17 protein-coding genes are annotated in these 18,113 nt (G+C 39.7%); 13 read left to right on the top strand and 4 right to left on the bottom strand.

Annotation, left to right across the window (positions count from 1 at the left end):
* Positions 1-46: 46 nt before the first annotated feature.
* On the bottom strand, positions 47-1,411 hold the full coding sequence (locus P2W72_RS00380; protein WP_276358854.1) for an efflux RND transporter periplasmic adaptor subunit: 1,365 nt from the start codon (positions 1,409-1,411) through the stop codon (positions 47-49).
* A 28-nt stretch (positions 1,412-1,439) separates the two neighbouring features.
* Positions 1,440-2,789: a TolC family protein gene (locus P2W72_RS00375; RefSeq protein ID WP_276358853.1), complete on the bottom strand. Its 1,350-nt coding sequence runs from the start codon at positions 2,787-2,789 to the stop codon at positions 1,440-1,442.
* Between the two features lie 99 nt (positions 2,790-2,888).
* Between P2W72_RS00375 and P2W72_RS00370 the strand changes: the two genes are divergently transcribed.
* The 13 genes from P2W72_RS00370 (at position 2,889) to P2W72_RS00310 (ending at position 16,824) form a co-directional block, all read left to right on the top strand.
* Positions 2,889-3,506, top strand: coding sequence for a polysaccharide deacetylase family protein (locus P2W72_RS00370; RefSeq protein ID WP_276358851.1), 618 nt, complete (start codon positions 2,889-2,891; stop codon positions 3,504-3,506).
* A 217-nt stretch (positions 3,507-3,723) separates the two neighbouring features.
* Positions 3,724-4,092, top strand: a complete 369-nt coding sequence (locus tag P2W72_RS00365; RefSeq protein ID WP_276358850.1) for a hypothetical protein — start codon at positions 3,724-3,726, stop codon at positions 4,090-4,092.
* A gap of 150 nt (positions 4,093-4,242) precedes the next feature.
* The gene (locus tag P2W72_RS00360; RefSeq protein WP_276358849.1) at positions 4,243-5,061 is read left to right on the top strand and encodes a FixH family protein; all 819 of its coding nucleotides are present in this window, start codon (positions 4,243-4,245) and stop codon (positions 5,059-5,061) included.
* Between the two features lie 32 nt (positions 5,062-5,093).
* Positions 5,094-7,094, top strand: coding sequence for a TonB-dependent receptor (locus tag P2W72_RS00355; RefSeq protein ID WP_276358848.1), 2,001 nt, complete (start codon positions 5,094-5,096; stop codon positions 7,092-7,094).
* Between the two features lie 55 nt (positions 7,095-7,149).
* Positions 7,150-7,584, top strand: a complete 435-nt coding sequence (locus P2W72_RS00350) for a pyridoxamine 5'-phosphate oxidase family protein (RefSeq protein ID WP_276358847.1) — start codon at positions 7,150-7,152, stop codon at positions 7,582-7,584.
* 58 nt (positions 7,585-7,642) lie between these two features.
* Positions 7,643-8,806, top strand: coding sequence for a beta-ketoacyl synthase N-terminal-like domain-containing protein (locus P2W72_RS00345; protein ID WP_276358846.1), 1,164 nt, complete (start codon positions 7,643-7,645; stop codon positions 8,804-8,806).
* Between the two features lie 50 nt (positions 8,807-8,856).
* Entirely contained in the window at positions 8,857-9,213 is a 357-nt protein-coding gene (gene queD / locus P2W72_RS00340) for a 6-carboxytetrahydropterin synthase QueD (RefSeq protein WP_276358845.1), read from the top strand.
* A 334-nt stretch (positions 9,214-9,547) separates the two neighbouring features.
* Positions 9,548-9,934, top strand: a complete 387-nt coding sequence (locus tag P2W72_RS00335; RefSeq protein ID WP_276358844.1) for a DUF302 domain-containing protein — start codon at positions 9,548-9,550, stop codon at positions 9,932-9,934.
* 416 nt (positions 9,935-10,350) lie between these two features.
* On the top strand, positions 10,351-12,618 hold the full coding sequence (locus tag P2W72_RS00330; RefSeq protein WP_276358843.1) for an aconitate hydratase: 2,268 nt from the start codon (positions 10,351-10,353) through the stop codon (positions 12,616-12,618).
* Between the two features lie 90 nt (positions 12,619-12,708).
* On the top strand, positions 12,709-13,575 hold the full coding sequence (locus P2W72_RS00325; protein WP_276358842.1) for an SDR family oxidoreductase: 867 nt from the start codon (positions 12,709-12,711) through the stop codon (positions 13,573-13,575).
* A gap of 98 nt (positions 13,576-13,673) precedes the next feature.
* Positions 13,674-16,214, top strand: coding sequence for a PKD domain-containing protein (locus P2W72_RS00320; protein ID WP_276358841.1), 2,541 nt, complete (start codon positions 13,674-13,676; stop codon positions 16,212-16,214).
* Positions 16,214-16,687, top strand: coding sequence for a 23S rRNA (pseudouridine(1915)-N(3))-methyltransferase RlmH (gene rlmH, locus P2W72_RS00315; protein WP_276358840.1), 474 nt, complete (start codon positions 16,214-16,216; stop codon positions 16,685-16,687). The genes P2W72_RS00320 and rlmH overlap by 1 nt, the downstream gene beginning before the upstream one ends.
* 11 nt (positions 16,688-16,698) lie before the next feature.
* Positions 16,699-16,824 carry a hypothetical protein gene (locus P2W72_RS00310; RefSeq protein ID WP_276358839.1) on the top strand — a complete coding sequence of 42 codons (126 nt, stop codon included), beginning with the start codon at positions 16,699-16,701 and terminating at the stop codon, positions 16,822-16,824.
* A gap of 57 nt (positions 16,825-16,881) precedes the next feature.
* Here the strand turns inward: P2W72_RS00310 and P2W72_RS00305 are convergent, their stop codons facing one another.
* Together P2W72_RS00305 and P2W72_RS00300 are read right to left on the bottom strand one after the other, a co-directional pair.
* A complete protein-coding gene (locus tag P2W72_RS00305; RefSeq protein WP_276358838.1) occupies positions 16,882-17,409 on the bottom strand; it encodes a DUF5606 domain-containing protein in 528 nt (175 codons plus the stop codon).
* A gap of 122 nt (positions 17,410-17,531) precedes the next feature.
* Positions 17,532-17,978 (bottom strand): peptidylprolyl isomerase, encoded by a 447-nt coding sequence (locus P2W72_RS00300; RefSeq protein WP_276358835.1) that lies wholly within the window; start codon positions 17,976-17,978, stop codon positions 17,532-17,534.
* Positions 17,979-18,113: the final 135 nt, after the last annotated feature.

Raw genomic sequence — 18,113 nt, 5'->3', positions numbered from 1 at the left:
GATAGAAAACCTGATTAATCGGGACAAGATAAGGATTTCTTAGAAATTACTCTTTACTTTCAGCTTTAAAAAGCTTGTCTTTATCAACCTTCTCTACTGCTGATCCATCCTTCAGTGTTTTTGATATTGCGGTAAAAGGGCGCGAAACAACTTCTTCTTCACCTTTCAATCCTGTCTTGATCAGAATATAAGTATCATCCTGAATACCGGTTGTAACCTGTACCTGTTTAACCTTTCCGGCGTTATGCACAAATACGAATTCTCTCACAGGAGCTGCATCTTTGGGTTTAGTCTTTTCATCAGCAGACGATGCAGGTTTATCTCCCTTTTCTCCGGCTTTTTCATCCTTTTTCTCCTCTCTGGTAGTTACCGACTGGATCGGAACTGCCAGTCCCTCAAATTGTTCAGTCTGAATATCTACTGTGGCAGATAATCCGGGGCGGAAAGGCGAAGGATTGGCACTATCGGCACGTAACAATTTAGCATATGACTCAGGAAGAATCCGCACCTTCACACTAAAGTTAGTAACCTGGTCTGTAGATGTACCTACTATACTTGAAGAGCTGGCAATTTCAGTTACCTCCCCTTTGAATTTTTGATTCTGGAATGCATCGATCTCAATATCTGCCTTATCACCTATAGATACTCTGTTGATATCACTTTCATTTACATCTACACTAACTTCCATCGCACTCATGTTTGAAATTCGCATAATCTCAGTACCTGCCATTTGTGAAGTCCCCAGAATACGATCTCCTAACTCTACCGATAATTTAGAGATCACACCCTCAACAGGTGCATAAATTGTGGTTTTAGCAAGGTTTGCACCGGCTTCTTTCACCACCGCTCCTGACTGATCCACCCCAAAACGTGAAGCAACAACATTCTGACGGGCAGCACCCAGACTGGCTTTTGCAGCTTCATACTCAGCTTTCACTGCGTCAAATTCAGCTGCAGAAATTACCTTCTTACTGAAAAGCTCCTGATTACGCTTATATTTTGCTTCAGTATTGGCAAAACTGGCTTCAACCTGTTTCAATTGTTGCTGTGTACTAGCAAGAGATGCCTTCTGACTGTTTAAAGACGCTACTGCACGATCATAACCCGACTGAAGTACATCCGGACGCACCTTACACAAAAGCTGTCCTTTTTTAACCACGTCGCCCTCCTTAACATGTAATTCAACAACCTCTCCTGAGACCTCTGCACTAAGTTTGACCTCCACTTCGGGCTGTACCTTACCACTTGCTGAAACAGTTTCGATAATTGTACGCTTTTCAGCCTTATCTACTGCTACCTGTACTATATCCTTCTTCCCAAACCAGCCTAGTTTATTCCCTGCAACTGCAGCTATAACGAGTACTCCTGCTCCGATGAGCACATATTTCAGGGTATTTTTTTTCTTTGCCATGATTCAAATATAATGGGGAATATTTTAATTAAAAGGTAATTGGATTGCCAAGGTAATAGTCAATAACCTTGCTTCTGAATATCAAATCGTAACGTGCCTGAATCTGATCAAACTGTGCTTTATTAAGATTGGTCTGTGCCTGATTAAAGTCGAGCGAATTCACTAAACCTACCGCATAACGCTGTTCAATAACATTAAATGCCTCTTTGGATGATTCAAATGCAGACCGGGTGGAAGCATAACGCTTTTCTGCAGCCCTCAGATCATAAACAGCCTGATTGATCACCTTGTTTAAATTATTTTTTGCAAGCTGCTCATTAAGCATTGCATTCTGGAAGCCTATTTTTGCTTTTCTTACCGATGATCTGGCAGCCATTCCGTTAAATACGGGAATGCTTAATCCGAATCCTATAAACTGATTGAAATTGTCTTTTATCTGGGTAGAGAAGCCATTGTTTGCAAAAGTTCCGTTTGAATAACGGGTTCCAAAACCGGTTTGAAGATTTAACCTTGGGAAATAGTCGCCACGTGCAACTTCTATTCCTTTCTCTGAGACCTGTTTTCTGAACTCAGCCAGTTTAATATCAGGAAAATTGGAAGATGCTATTTTAAAAACATCAGAGGCTGAATAAGACGGGTTTAACTTTAATACGTCTTCTACCTCAGGTCTTTCCACCTCAAATGCAACAGAGGGATCCCTCTCAAGCAATTGTGCAAGATTGAGATAGGCAAGATCTACCTGATTACGTGCATTGGTTACATTCAGTTCTGCCGTTGCCACCTGCGATTTTGCCTGTGAAAGATCCGCTAAAGTCTTATTCCCCACATCAAAGAATTTTTGTTCTACATCCCGTCTTTGATTTGAAATATCCAGTTGCTGACGCGAAGCTTCTAAAAGATCCAGCGCATTTAAAACTGACAAATAATTAGTTACAACAGCAAGCACCAGATCATTTTTGATCTTCTGTGTATTGCTTTTATCCGCCTCCAGCTGAAGTTTATTCTGGGATATCTGATTCATCTTCTGAAAGCCCTGAAACAGGGAAGTAACCGATGAAACATTACCACTGGTTGAAGTAATTGCCTGATTTATAAACTGATTGGTTAAAGGATCAATACTTCGTCCAAAATTGAAATTAAGTCCCGTATTGGCATTAAGTGTAGGGAAGACAGCCAGCTTCGATTGCTGCAGATTCTCTTCAGATAATGCCTCCGAAAACTGCGACTGCTTGATCTGTAAATTATTTTCTATCACCAGTTCTGTTGCCCTCTTCAAGGTAATCCGCTCCTGTGCTGAGAGCGAATGAAAAAATGAAGCAGAAAGTATTAATCCTAAAATACTAATCCGGCCAAAGAACTTAAAGTTTATTTTTTTCATACACAATTCAACAAGATTGGTTCGTTTTATACTGAGTCTAAAATTACTACCAATTAATTAATAACATATTTATCTTCGTGATAAATTATTATACGGCATTTGTACCTGGCTAAATCTCCTTTCTGGCTGCAATGGTTTTATCCAAAGCTAACCTGGCATAAAAATCGCAGGCAAAAATTTATTTATTTGACATTTGACGACGGACCTATACCGGTTGTTACACCCTTTGTTTTAAATACACTTAAAAAATTCAATGCGAAAGCTACGTTTTTCTGTATAGGCGACAATGTAAGAAAGCATCCTGATATTTTTTCTTTGCTTGAGGCCGAAGGTCATACTGTTGGAAATCACACCTACAATCATCTGAAAGGCTGGAAAACAGATAATAAAGAATACCTGAAAAATTTTGAAGAATGTGCTGAACTAACAGGAAGCAGATTGTTCAGACCGCCCTATGGAAGAATAAAAAAATCTCAGATTAAGATTATAAAAGCATTATATCCTGCAACTGAAATTATTATGTGGGATGTTCTCAGCGGTGATTGGGACCAAAATATAAGCCCTGAAAAATGCATTCAAAATGTCCTGAAAAATGCAAAAAATGGCTCTATCATCGTATTTCATGATAGTGAAAAAGCCTATGGCCGACTGGAGCATACTCTGCCTGTAGTTTTAACTGTTCTTAATGAACAAGGATTTGGCTTTAAAACACTCTGAAAAAATACCCGCTAATTCAGAGTACACATAGCATTTCTATTTAAATATCAGTATTTTTGCGCCGAAATTCGAATTTTGATATTAGTCTTCTGAAATGAATCAGTATCAATACCCGGGGAGCTTAAAAGGTGACCTATCTCATGTTTTTGTCAGACTATCATCATTTTCGGACAGTTCTGTCTTTTATAAATTTACACCTGTAAACAGAATACAATAGATGATAAACAGATTTATAAGTCTTACTTTGATCCTGGCACTGAGTTTTCAGTGTCTGGTTAAATTAGGGCTTTTAACCTATTATTCTGTAAACATTGAATACATCGTCAAAGAGCTTTGCGAGAACAAAGACAAACCTGAATTGAAATGTAAGGGTAAGTGTTTTTTAAAGAAGAAGATGGCTCAAGCTGATGAAGCTGAAAAAAAGACTAATGAAATTTTCAAACAGATCGAATTCCCGGCTTTTATTCCAAACTCTACGCTCACTTTCAATATTGAATGTATAGACATAAAAAGCCTGCCTTTTATTCTGAAAGATCTTTATTCTCATAATATTCACAATAAAATATTCCATCCCCCACTGGCTTAAATCTTTCTCATACCCAAGCGGGTAAAGATTCAACAGATTTTTTATTCAGGCAATTACTGCCTCTGAAATGCCAACAGGTTATATGATGTAAACCATGGGGAATGCCCGTGCACATCTGTACCTGAAAGAGATTTACTTATTGTTAAAATTATGAAAAAGATATTACTGGCAGCTGCAACTGCAATTACACTTTTTACCTCCTGCGAAAAAGACACCTTAGTTGAAATTACTGATCCTAAAACATCTTTACTTAAGATTTCTGAGGCTTATGCCATAGGTTCATCGGCCAGGGTCGAATTATGGTCAAAATCTGAATTAAGCACAGGATACCAGAATTTATTTGTTGCACTGTATGACTCAGCCTCAGGAAAATCTATCAGCAGATCTACTGTACAAATCATGCCGATGATGGAGATGGATATGAATGGAATGAAAATAAGCCATTCTGCCCCGTTTGAAAATCCCCTTAGTCTTGATGCCGACAATTCATTATTCCAGTGTGCAACAGTATTTACTATGCCAAGCACCGGCGAAAGCGGAAAATGGAAAATGACAGTCATGGTCAAAAAAGAAGGCCAGACTAAATTCGGAAAAGCAGAGATGCCAATTCAGGTAAAGCAATCACAACCAGAGCGTGTAAAAAATATTACTACAGCCAATGGGTCAAAAATAATTGTTGCCTATGTATCTCCCCTGAGTCCAAAAGTTGGGGTGAATGATTTTGAGCTTGCAATATTCAGAAAGCAGGATATGATGACTTTCCCTGCAGAAGACAGTTACAGCATCAGCATGACTCCTGAAATGCCCAGCATGGGACACGGATCACCAAACAATATAAACCCGGTTCTTACCAAAAACGGGCATTATAAAGGGAAAGTGAACTTTACCATGACCGGCGACTGGAGAATCAATCTGGATCTCAATAAAGACGGTTTAAGTACTAAAACTTTCTTTGACCTGTTATTCTGATTGACATGAAACCCTCATTCAAAATTCTCTTGATGCTGAGCAGCCTGCCTCTTACAGGCGGCTTCTCAGCATTTTCTCAGACTACGCAGGACACTGTATTCAAACACCTTGTTCTGAAAGAAATTCAGATTCAGGGATATACACAAAGCAAGCATCCCGGATCAGCATTTTATCAGTCATCAAGCCTCTCAAGTACTGAAGATATTCTTTCCAGAATTGAAGGCGTAAGCCTCATCCGCCGGGGGCCGATCGGAATGGAACCAAGCCTTCGTGCTTTCAGTGCAGGGCAGGTAAATGTGGTGATCGACGGAATGAAATTTTTTGGCGCCTGTACTGATAAAATGGATCCTGTGACCATTTATACTGAACCTGTTAACCTGAAAAGTATTGATATAAAATATTCAGGCGACGGAATGGCGATGGGGTCCTCAGTTGGAGGAACGCTGAACCTGAAATTGGCTGAGGCCATGATTAATTCAGGGCAAAAACTGTCAGGCACAATTGCTTCAGGTTACTATTCTGCAGCTTCAGCGGTTCAGAACATCCTTGCTATGGATTATAGTTCAGCTAAATGGGCAATGCGTATTAGCGGGGTTTACAGAAAAGCGGGGAATTACCGTAATGGCATGGATCAAAAAGTGGATTTTTCAAAGTATGAAAAGGCCAATGCCAATATTTCAGGGAAATACCAGCTCAGCAAAACAAGCACATTAAAAGCCGATGTCCTGATTGATGAAGGATGGAATATCGGATACCCTGCGCTGCCTATGGACGTAGCTTATGCCAAGGCAAGAGTTGCTGCTCTCAGTTTTAAAAATAATCCGCAAAACGGAATAATCAGTGAACTGGAAGCCAAAGTTTATGCAAACAGTATCCGGCATGCAATGGACGATACCAAAAGACCGGTAGTACCAATACATATGGATATGCCGGGATGGAGCGATACCCAGGGTGCTTTTGTCCAAACACAGCTAAAAAGTGCTGGGAAACATACATTTAATCTGAAACTGGATAGCTATCACAACAGGGTAAAAGCAGATATGACCATGTATCCGGCAAACAGTGCACCTATGTATATGCTTACCTGGCCGGTAAATCATCAAACGGTATCCGGTTTATTTGCTCAGGACCAGATCAGTCTGAACGATAAAAGCAGAATAGATCTGAAATTACGTATAGACGCCGCTTTCTCAAAGGTTTCTGACAAAATGGGACAGGATCAGTTTGCAGTTCTGGGTTATGATGTTGCCAAAGTAAAAACGGGCATCCTGAAAAACTTCAGCACCGGGTACACGCACTATCTGAATTCAGAATTTTCCCTTTATGCCAGCGCCGGTTACAGCGAACGGAATCCCACTACTTCCGAACGGTTTGGCTTTTACCTTTTCAACCGGATGGATAATCATGATTATATCGGAAATCCTGACCTGAAGAACGAACAGGCATTGAATGCAGAGTTAAATCTGATCTATTCCGGCAGTGATCTTTCAGTTAAAATTAGCGGGTTTACAAGTTATCTGCAGCATTATATTTTAGGAAAAACACAGAGTGGTCTGAGCGTAATGACAATCGGAGCATCAGGAGTGAGGTCATATTTCAATATCCCTTCAGCCAGAGTCAGCGGTGCCGAAAGCAGTATGAACTATCAATTTGCCAACAGGCACTTTAGCTTTAACAACACTCTGAAATTATTATATGGCAAAGACAATAATGGAAATCCTCTGCCACTGATTGCCCCATTCAAATCCGTCAGCAGCCTGAGATTTAATCATAATAATTTATTTATTCAGGCTGAAAATGAATTAAGCAGCGGGCAAAACAGGATAAGTCAGGAGTTCGGAGAAAAAAGCAGTCAGGGGTTTTCAATCATTAACCTGAGGGCGAATTATACCTTTCAATTAAAAACTTACAAACTGGAATTATCCGCCGGTGCCGAAAACCTGTTGGACAAAGCTTATTACGAGCACCTCGACTGGGGTAAAATGCTTCGTCCGGGAAGAAACATTTATATGATGCTATCCATGAAGTTTTAAAAAGATAATCTGATAGCCTGTCAGATTTAGCAGGAATTTATAAAATAAGACTTAAATGGAAAAAGGAATTAAAGATTTCATCAAAGCTAACCGAATAGCAAGTATTTCATGTATCGATGCGGAAAACAAACCTTATTGTTTCCACTGCTTCTATGCTTTTGATGAAAAAAACCAGCTCTTATTTTTCAAATCTTCAATTTCATCGCTACATTCGAAGCTTCTTACAGAAAACTCAAACATCGCAGGAAGTATCTTGCCTGAAAAGCATGATTTTTTAGCATTAAAGGGAATACAATTAACAGGACGGGTTCTGAATGAGCCTTATTTAATGCAAATCAATCCTGAAGTATTCTATCATAAGGTATTTCCGCTTGCTCTGGCAAAACCCGGTAAAGTGTGGTGTATTGAGCTGTTAAAAGTTAAAATGTCAGATAACACGAATTTCTTCGGGAAAAAATTACACTGGGAAAGGGATGCAACAAGGTACTAGTTCTGATATTCTGATTAAGCTACCTGAAAAATTGAACATATAAAAGGCTTCTGTTTTAATGAAGAATCTAAAAATTGCAATCAGCGGATACGGAAGTATATCAGCTTTGGGCGTAAACAGTGAACATATCTGGAACAGGTATCTGGATAATCAGCACTGCTTTATGAAAAAGCAGTTTGACGTATCGGAAGACTGGGTTGCAGCTTTAACTCCGGAGGGGAATGAAATAATTTTCGGACTTAAAAGGGATAAAAAATATCAGTCTCTGGATCCCAGTGTTCATTATGCTCTTGCAGCATCCAGAATTGCAGTAGAAAATGCCGGCTGGAATAAAAATGAAGAATTTGGGATCAATATCGGCTCTTCCAGAGGAGCTACTGAAACATTCGAAAAATATCACAGAGAATTTATTGAGAATGGCAGCCAGAAAGTTAACCCATTAACATCGCCGGGTACTACTTTGGGTAATATTGCCAGCTGGGTTGCCTGCGATCTGAACAATAGCGGGCCTTCTATTTCACATTCTGCCACCTGCTCAACTGCACTACAATCAATTGCCAATGCAGCTGCCTGGCTCCAATCTGGTTTTAGCAAAAGTTTTCTTGCCGGAGGAAGTGAGGCACCGCTAACCAGTTTTACTATTGCTCAAATGAAGGCCCTGAAAATTTATTCAGGCCTGAATAATGATTATCCATGCCGAAGTATGGATCTTACAAAAGAACAGAATACCCTGATACTGGGTGAAGGAGCAGCCTGCTTTTGTCTGGAATTATCCTCTAAAAATGCACTCGCATATATTAGCGGAATAGGCTATGGAACAGAAATAATCAGTCATGGCGCATCATTATCAGCAGATGCTCAATGCCTTCAAAAATCAATGAAAATGGCAATGGAAGGGCATGAACCAGAAAGTATCGATGTTATAATCATGCACTCTCCGGGAACTATTTTGGGAGATAATTCCGAAATGAAGGCTCTTGAGTCTGTATTTGGTCAGAACAAACCTCTGCTAACCGGTAACAAATGGAAAATCGGACATACCTTCGGGGCATCAGGAGCGTTGAGTCTTGAAATGGCACTACTCATGCTGAAACACGATCATTTCATTCAGGCTCCATATCTCCCTGAGCAAAAGCAAAACAGAAAGCTCCGGAAAATACTGATCAATGCCGCCGGATTCGGAGGTACTGCACTCAGTATTCTGATAGAAAATAATCTTTAAAACTGATAAGGATCATTTTTATCATGTAGGGCAAAATCTAATTTTGCCCCATGATAATATACAAGCAATTCACATTTGATTCTGCACATTTCCTCCCTAATGTTCCGGTGGGGCATAAATGCGGAAACATGCACGGACACACCTATGCTCTTAGCGTTTTCGTTGAGGGCAAACCGGATGAGAAGAGCGGTTGGATCATTGATTACGCCGATCTCAAAATGCACATCAAACCGGTTATTGACATACTGGATCATCAGGTTCTGAACAATATTCAGGGGCTTGAAAACCCGACCAGCGAAATTTTATCTGTATGGTTATGGGAAAAAATTAAACCCCTTATCCCCGGTTTGAAGCGAATCGAATTAAAGGAAACTCCTACTTCAGGTGTGATCTACGAAGGAAATTGAATTAAATGTTCTTCGCAGCTGATCTTTACCCCCTGCTACTGCAAACCTGTATCCCATGTATTAACTGAACGTACCGGATTTATTATTACCAGGGTAGATTGCTGACCCGCAATAGCATAAGCAGCACTAAACCAGAGCTTTGGATACATTTTATTCTCATTGCAAAAAAGATAAATAGATTTTTATTTAAAATCTATTTGCTGCCAGTCTTAATTATTTGATTTAAGGAAGACGCAATCTTATTTAATTGAATGAAAATTGTAACAGAAGTAACAGTCAAAAAGATGAAAAAATAAGGATATTTGAGTATCAATAAAACCTAAAAAACAAAATCATGAGCTACTTTTTTTCAAAAACATTAAATACAGATTTCGATACTGCAATAGCAAGAGTAAGCGAAGAATTAAAAAAAGAAGGATTTGGAATACTAACTGAAATTGATGTTAAGGAAACCTTCAAAAAGAAACTGGATATTGATTTTCGTAAATACCGCATTCTGGGTGCCTGCAATCCTAATTTTGCATTTGAGGCAATCAAAGCTGAAGATAAAATCGGCACCATGCTTCCATGCAATGTGATTGTACAGGAGCATGAAGGAGGACAAATTGAAGTAACAGCTGTTGACCCTGTGGCATCTATGATGGCTATCAAAAACGATACTTTAGGTTCTGTTGCTACCTCTGTCAGAGAAAAACTCAGCAGAGTAATTCAGAATCTTTAAACCAATCAGATAAGCAGGGTACATGAAGTAAAAACCTGATTGAATATGTTGCCATCTCAGTGTATAAATTATAAGGATCAGATAGGCAGCTATGCCGGCAGTTATCCTCTCTCAGGTAAAATATTGCGGAGTAAGAAGCATGAGAAAAAAGTCCTCACGCTTACCTGAGATGTGAATTACACCAGAGTTCAGAACTTTTCAAACAAAAATAAAGTACTCAAAGAGATCCATTAATTACACATTTCCATTATATACTATCAAAGCCTTCGGTTAAAAAATGCGGAGGCTTTGTATTATTTTACTTATAATGTACATTTTTTCTGATTTCCTTGTCCTCTCCTATTCATTTTTAAGGTCGTTTTATGTAACTTCGCTGTCAGTTATAATTGGAAATAAATTAAAATCAAGCAAATAACATGGCATTTGATTTAGACATGATCAAAAAGGTTTATAACAACTACGGTCCGCGTATTGCGGCTGCACGTAAAGTTGTTGGTAAGCCACTTACATTAACAGAGAAAATTTTATACGCCCACTTATGGGAAGGTAATGCTACAGAAGCGCATGAACGCGGAGTAACTTATGTTGATTTTGCTCCTGACCGCGTTGCGATGCAGGATGCTACTGCGCAAATGGCACTTTTGCAATTTATGCAGGCAGGAAGACCAACTGTTGCTGTTCCGTCTACTGTACACTGCGATCACCTTATTCAGGCAAAAATCGGAGCTGATCAGGATTTGGCAACTGCCAATACTCAAAACAAAGAGGTTTATGACTTCCTTGCTTCAGTTTCAAACAAATACGGAATTGGTTTCTGGAAACCGGGTGCAGGTATTATTCACCAGGTAGTTTTAGAAAATTATGCATTCCCTGGTGGAATGATGATCGGTACTGACTCTCATACACCAAATGCAGGTGGTTTGGGTATGATCGCAATTGGTGTTGGTGGTGCTGATGCATGTGATGTAATGGCAGGTTTGGCATGGGAGTTAAAATTCCCTAAACTTATCGGAGTAAAATTAACCGGTAAACTTTCAGGCTGGGCTTCTGCAAAAGACGTGATTCTTAAAGTAGCCGGAATCCTTACTGTAAAAGGTGGTACAGGTGCAATCGTTGAATACTTCGGCGAAGGTGCAAGATCACTTTCTGCAACAGGAAAAGGTACAATCTGTAATATGGGTGCTGAAATTGGTGCTACCACTTCAGTATTCGGTTACGATGATAAAATTGCTACTTACTTAAAAGGTACTGAAAGAGAAGAGATCGCAAAACTTGCTGATCAGGTTAAAGAACACTTAACCGGCGATGATGAAGTTTATGCTAATCCTGAGAAATATTTCGATCAGGTTATCGAGATTGATCTTTCTTCGTTAGAGCCACATGTAAACGGACCATTCACTCCGGATATGGCATGGCCTATCTCTAAATTTGCTGCTGCTGTTAAAGAAAACGGATGGCCTCAGACACTGGAGGTTGGTCTGATCGGTTCTTGTACCAACTCTTCTTACGAGGATATTTCAAGAGCAGCTTCTCTTGCAAAACAGGCGGTAGATAAAAACCTTGTTGCTAAAGCTGAATTTACTATCACTCCGGGATCTGAATTAGTTCGTTATACCGTAGAGCGTGATGGTTACCTGGATACTTTTGAAAAAATGGGTGGTGTGGTTCTTGCAAATGCATGCGGACCATGTATCGGGCAGTGGGCTCGTCATAGCGATGATCCTACCCGTAAAAACTCAATCATTACTTCATTCAACAGAAACTTCAAAGCCCGTAACGACGGAAACCCGAATACTCATGCATTCGTAGCATCTCCTGAGATCGTTACTGCATTAACTATAGCCGGTGATCTTGCTTTCAATCCAATGACTGATACCCTGACCAACTCGGCAGGCGAGCAGGTTAAGCTTGATGAACCACAGGGACTTGAAATGCCGTTAAAAGGCTTTGCAGTTGAAGATGCCGGATATCAGGCTCCTGCAGAAGATGGAAGCAAAGTAAGTGTCATTGTCGATCCTGCATCTGCACGTTTACAATTACTTGATCCGTTCAAAGCTTGGGAAGGTACTGATGTTAAAGGATTAAAACTTCTGATCAAAGCAAAAGGAAAATGTACTACTGACCATATCTCTATGGCTGGCCCATGGTTAAAATTCAGAGGTCACCTGGATAACATTTCCAACAATATGCTTATCGGTGCTACCAACTTCTTCAATGATAAAGCTGATACCGTTAAGAACCAGCTTAACGGAGAATATGGAGCAGTACCTGCTACAGCCCGTGCTTACAAAGCCGCAGGCATTGGAAGTATCGTTGTTGGTGATGAAAACTACGGTGAAGGTTCTTCACGTGAACACGCAGCAATGGAGCCAAGACACCTTGGTGTTCGTGCAATTCTTGTTAAATCTTTTGCCCGTATCCACGAAACAAATCTTAAGAAACAAGGTATGCTTGCATTGACATTTGCTGATGCAAATGATTATGACCGCATCCTTGAGGATGATGTAATCGACATCACCGGCTTAAATGATTTTGCACCGGGTAAGCAACTAACAATTGTATTGAATCACGCTGATGGCAAATCAGAGTCATTTAATGTAAACCATACTTACAATGAACAGCAAATTGAGTGGTTCAAAGCAGGTGGTGCATTAAATATCATCAGAATGAATCAGAAAGCTTAATTCAATAAGCGATTTTATAATATAGCAAAAAGCCAAAAGTTCAACACTTTTGGCTTTTTGCTTCTGTTAATTTTTCTAAAATCATTTACCATGGCAAAAGTTATATTAATAACAGGAACATCAACAGGTATCGGACTTGAAACTGCTGTGCAGCTTGCAGAACAGGGGCATCAGGTTTATGCAACCATGCGTGATCTGAATAAGAGGTCATTGCTCGACACTGAGGTTGAAAAGAGAAATGTAAAGCTCAATATCAGGCAACTGGATGTTCAGGATGAAAAAAGCATTCATACCTGTATTTCCGAAATCATCTCAAATGAAAGCAGAATCGATGTTTTGATCAATAATGCCGGAGCAGGATTCATCAAACCGATGGAGCAGGCCAGCATGGAAGAAATTCAGCAGGTGATGGACGTGAACTTCTATGGCCCGATCCGGTGCTGTAAAGCGGTAATGCCATATATGCGCAATCAAAAAAGCGGGCATATCATCAATGTATCTTCGGTTGGAGGAATCGTGGGATCACCGGTAAATGAGATCTATTGTGCTGCAAAATTTGCGCTCGAAGGTTTGAGCGAAAGTCTTGCAACCTACCTGGAGCCTTATTTCGGAATCAATATTTCACTGATTGAACCGGGAGGCACAATAACAGAGTTTGGAAACAGCCTGACCGAATATTTCGAATCGACCGGTGGAATTCTCAATGATGATTATAAACCCCTGATGGAAACCTATATGGGATACCGGGCCACTTTTACCGATGAATTTAAGGAAAAGGCATTTCAAAAGCCCTCAGATATCGCTGCGGTAATCATCGGGTGTATGAACGATCCGCATCCTAAAGTTCGCTACCTCACTTCTGAAGGTACCCTGGCATTTACAAAATTAAAAACAAGTCTGGATCCTGATGGAGAACTATTGAAAGCCCAGGTAAGAAAGGGGATACTGAATAAATAATTTAATTGCTATCCTACCTGATGGCAAAATTTATAAGCCCTCCCATCAATAGATGTGGAGGGCTTTTTCGTATTTTCGTAATAGCCAGTACTATAAAATTGAAATATTTTTTTCTGATATTATTTCTGTTAATTTCTGTTTGTATTGTCTATGCACAACCTGCAAATGATGATTGCATTAATGCTATTGAAATTACTGATGCCCGTGAATATTGTTCAGGTAATGCACAGTATAGCAATATAAACGCCACTCCCACTTTCATTGGAACTGGAAATGATGTATGGTTTAAGTTTAATGCAAGAAATTTTGAAGTTAAAGTGACCGTTAGCGGTTCTCCGGGTAGCGGTACTTTACAATCACCTGAAATTCGTTTGTACAATGCCTGCGATGGCACACAAAGAACTGTACAGACAATACAAGATGGTAATACAACCATTATAACCGGTGCAGGATTAGTTCCGGGCATCACCTATTTTATTGGAATAAGCGGGGCAAATAACAGTACAGGCACTTTCAAACTTTGCATAGAAAATTATCAGTCTGAAATTAAAGCAGGACAGGATTTCTCAGGAGCATCGTTAATATGTTCAACAGAGAGCATAATAAGAGAGGTTAAAATATCAGGGGCTGGTTTAAGTCCTAACGAAGCACAGGGAACCTGCCTGGATGTTCAACCCGGTATTGCTTTTTCAGAAACAAATTCTGCATGGTATAAATGGATAGCCGCCAATGATGGAACACTTGTTTTTACAATTACTCCAAGCAAAAGGGATGATATTGACTGGGTATTATATGAATTAGGACCTGAAGGTAATACACAGAATCCTTTAGCCTCTAATGCGATCAGATGTGCTGCCGGGGAAGGCATCAATCAACGTTGCGCAAATGAAGCAACATATGTACAAACAGGATTAGACTTTAACGTAACTGATTTAAGTGAGGCAAGCGGCTGTGGGACAGGCCAGGATGGTGTTGTTCAGTTTATCACTATGAAAAAAGGCTACGTTTACGCACTCCTTGTAAATAATGCCTCAGCCGGAAATAATGGATTTGAAATTGCCTTTACCGACAAAACCGGCAAAACCGGAACTGGTTTATTTAAAGGCCCCTACGCAAAAATCAAGAAAGTGGATAATAATCCATGTAGCTCTAACCCTTCATACACATTTAGCAGTGAAGCATCTGATTTCAGCACTTTACAATGGTATTTTGGAGAAGGTGCAAGTATCGCCGGAAGCAATAACCAAAACCCAGGCACTGTGACCTATAACACAACGGGATTGAAAACAGTGGTTTTACAGATTAAAAACAATAATGGGTGCTCGATTGTTCAAACCGAGACTTTCATGCATGTCGTTAAGCCTGATGCACCAAAAATTAGTGGCCTTCAATCAAGATATTGTGTTGGTGAAATGATAAGTCTGAAGGCAGATTTAGTGGACAGTGCAAGCTATTCATGGACCGGACCAAAAGGATTTACCTCAAGCACAGCAGAAATTAAAGTTCCGGTTGATGATGCAGGCAGGGCGGGTATCTATTCCGTCACTGTTAGTCTGAATGGTTGTACGAGCAACCCTGCCTCAGTTACCATTGCCCCTATCGGTCAAACACCTGCAGCTTCATTTTCTATTCTGAATAACAATGCATGTACAAGCCTGCAGAGTTTTACATTTACCAATACCTCCAGCGACTTTCAGAAACTGCGGTGGAATTTCGGAGATGGGGCAAGTATACCTGCAGGCTCAGGTAATCTGGCAAATACAGTAAGCTACTCAAGCTCCGGCAAGAAAACCATCATCCTTGAAGCAGAAGGCAGCTCAGGCTGTATCAGTGTCTTCAGTCAGGAAATTATTGTTGCACTTAGCCCTGACAAGCCTGTAATCACTGTTAATAAACCCGATTTTTGTCTCACAGATACCATCCGCTTAAGTACCCGGGTTCAGACCGATGTTGTTTACAACTGGACCGGCCCCAATAATTTTACTTCCAACGAAAGAGAGCCAAAGATTCCGGTTAACAGTACTGTTGTTGCCGGAACCTATTCATTAATGATTAGCAGGGGCAATTGCCAGACAGAGACAGTCAGCATTATTGTCCCACCAATTTATAAAAATCCGGTCGCTGCTTTCCGTGCAGAACCGAAGCTGCCTTCAAAATTATCTGCACCTATCAGGGTAAGATTCTACAATGAATCTAAAGATGCAGATGCGTGGCTATGGGACTTTGGCGATGGCGATACCTCCACGGATCTGAATCCGGAACATATCTATACCATTGAAGGTAATTTTGATGTCAGTCTGACTGTTTTTAAAAGTTCGGTATGCAGTGCATCAGTAGTTCATGGGCAATATGTGATCAGTAAGAATAATATACTGTTTGTACCCAATACCTTTACTCCCAATAATGATGGAATGAATGATGAATTTGTAGTAAGCATGACTAATATTAAATCCTACAGAATTCAGATATTCAACCGGTATGGGATACAGCTTTTTGTCTCGGAAGATTTGTTCAATCACTGGAAAGGAACTTATAAAAATGAGCTTCTTCCGGTTGGAACGTATTATTATGTAATTAATGCTTATGATTTTAACGATCAGGTGATTAAAAAATCAGGTTCTGTAACTATATTAAAATAATGAAGATTACGCTGCTAACCATAGGAAAAACTGAAGATAAATACCTGAATGAAGGAATTGACATCTACCTGAAACGTCTGAAACATTACGTAACATTCAAAATACTTGAGCTTCCGGAATTAAAAAACACAAAAAGTCTGTCGCAGGAGCAACAAAAAATCAGGGAATCTGAATTAATATTCAAAAATATCCAAAGTACAGACCATGTAGTGCTCCTGGACGAGAATGGAAAAGAATTTTCTTCCAGAGGTTTTTCAGTATTTTTAAACAAGAAAATGGTTGGAGGTTTGCAGCATCTCGTTTTCATTGTAGGTGGCCCTTATGGGTTTAGTGATGAAGTATATTCAAGAAGTAACGATAAAATATCACTCTCTCAGATGACCTTCTCACATCAAATGATCCGATTGCTTTTTACCGAACAGCTATACAGGGCTTTTACCATTCTGAAAGGGGAGCCCTATCATCATGATTAAATTTCAAGCTTATGACAGATTATAAAAGAGATTATCACTTCAAATCAGGGATTCAGAGAAAAGAAAGCAGAAGGTTCTGGCTGTTCATCCTGATTGGGTTGGCTATTGGTGCAGCCATCCTGTATTTCTTCAGATAATACAGAAATTATGGTGTATGATAAATTTTCGGAAAATTTATCATACACCATCAGACATTATTTTGATTTCTGAGAAACGCGGGTTGCACTCTTGGCAGGAGCCTTTGTAGCTTTTGGCTTTTCTTTTGCAATCGGCTCAGGCTTCTTAGCTACAGGCTCTGCGATTGCAGGTGCTCCACCCTCTGTTAATGGCTCAGGAGCAGCTTCTGTAAACAATGGAAGCTCCTTAATAAGGTTAAACCAGCTAATGATCTTCTTCATGTCAGAAGCATATACCCTTTCCTGATCATGATCAGGGGCAACCTCAATAAAGAAAGATCGCAATACCTTTCCATCAGCTGTTTTAGCATCAGGAATACTTTTTGCATCCTTCATCTTCTGGAAAATATCGCTTAACTTAATATCAGAAGAATTGCCAAAAACTGTAATGTCTTCCAACGAAGCCATTTTTGCAGTACTGATATTAACTACAATTTTATTCTTCAGTTCATCCAGTGTCTCCAGAATAAAGCCCGATTTATTTTGCCCTATTAATTTAAACAATCCCGGCTTTCCGGAAACAGAAACAAGTCCTCTTAAATTCATATTTTAAGTATTGAGTATTGAGTATTGAGTATTGAGTACAACGCTGTACTTTACTCAGACACATCAATCTTTATTAATTATTTTTATTTGTAATGGATTAAATACGTATTTCGCAATACTCATTACGCATTACTCTCTTCTAAGATTTCTATCCCCAAAATCTTATCGCCCTGTCGGATATCATCAATAACATCCACATTCTCAACCACCTTACCAAAGCAGGTATGATTACGATCAAGATGCGCAGTATTAGTACGGCTATGGCAAATAAAGAACTGAGAGCCACCGGTATCTCTTCCTGCATGTGCCATTGAAAGCACTCCCCTGTCGTGATACTGATTATCACCATCAAGCTCACACTTAATACGGTATCCCGGACCACCGGCACCTGTACCTGTTGGATCTCCGCCCTGGATTACGAAATCATTGATCACACGATGAAATGTTACCCCATCATAATAACCTGATTTAGCAAGTTTCAGGAAATTTGCAACTGTATTTGGTGCATCTTTATCATAAAATTGAACGGTCATGTCCCCTTTCTCTGTTTTTATAATTGCTTTGCTCATATCTGTTCCCTTATAATTGGTAGACAAAGTTAATTATTTCGGGCAATTGCTGAAATTCTTAGAATATCTTCTTCTTTTTATACCTTTAAATACTGTTTAACCCCTTTAAAACACATGTTAAAAGCCAGATTCACC

Source organism: Daejeonella sp. H1SJ63, assembly GCF_029360775.1.
GTDB lineage: Bacteria > Bacteroidota > Bacteroidia > Sphingobacteriales > Sphingobacteriaceae > Daejeonella.
This window is presented reverse-complemented; position numbering and strand designations above follow the sequence as displayed.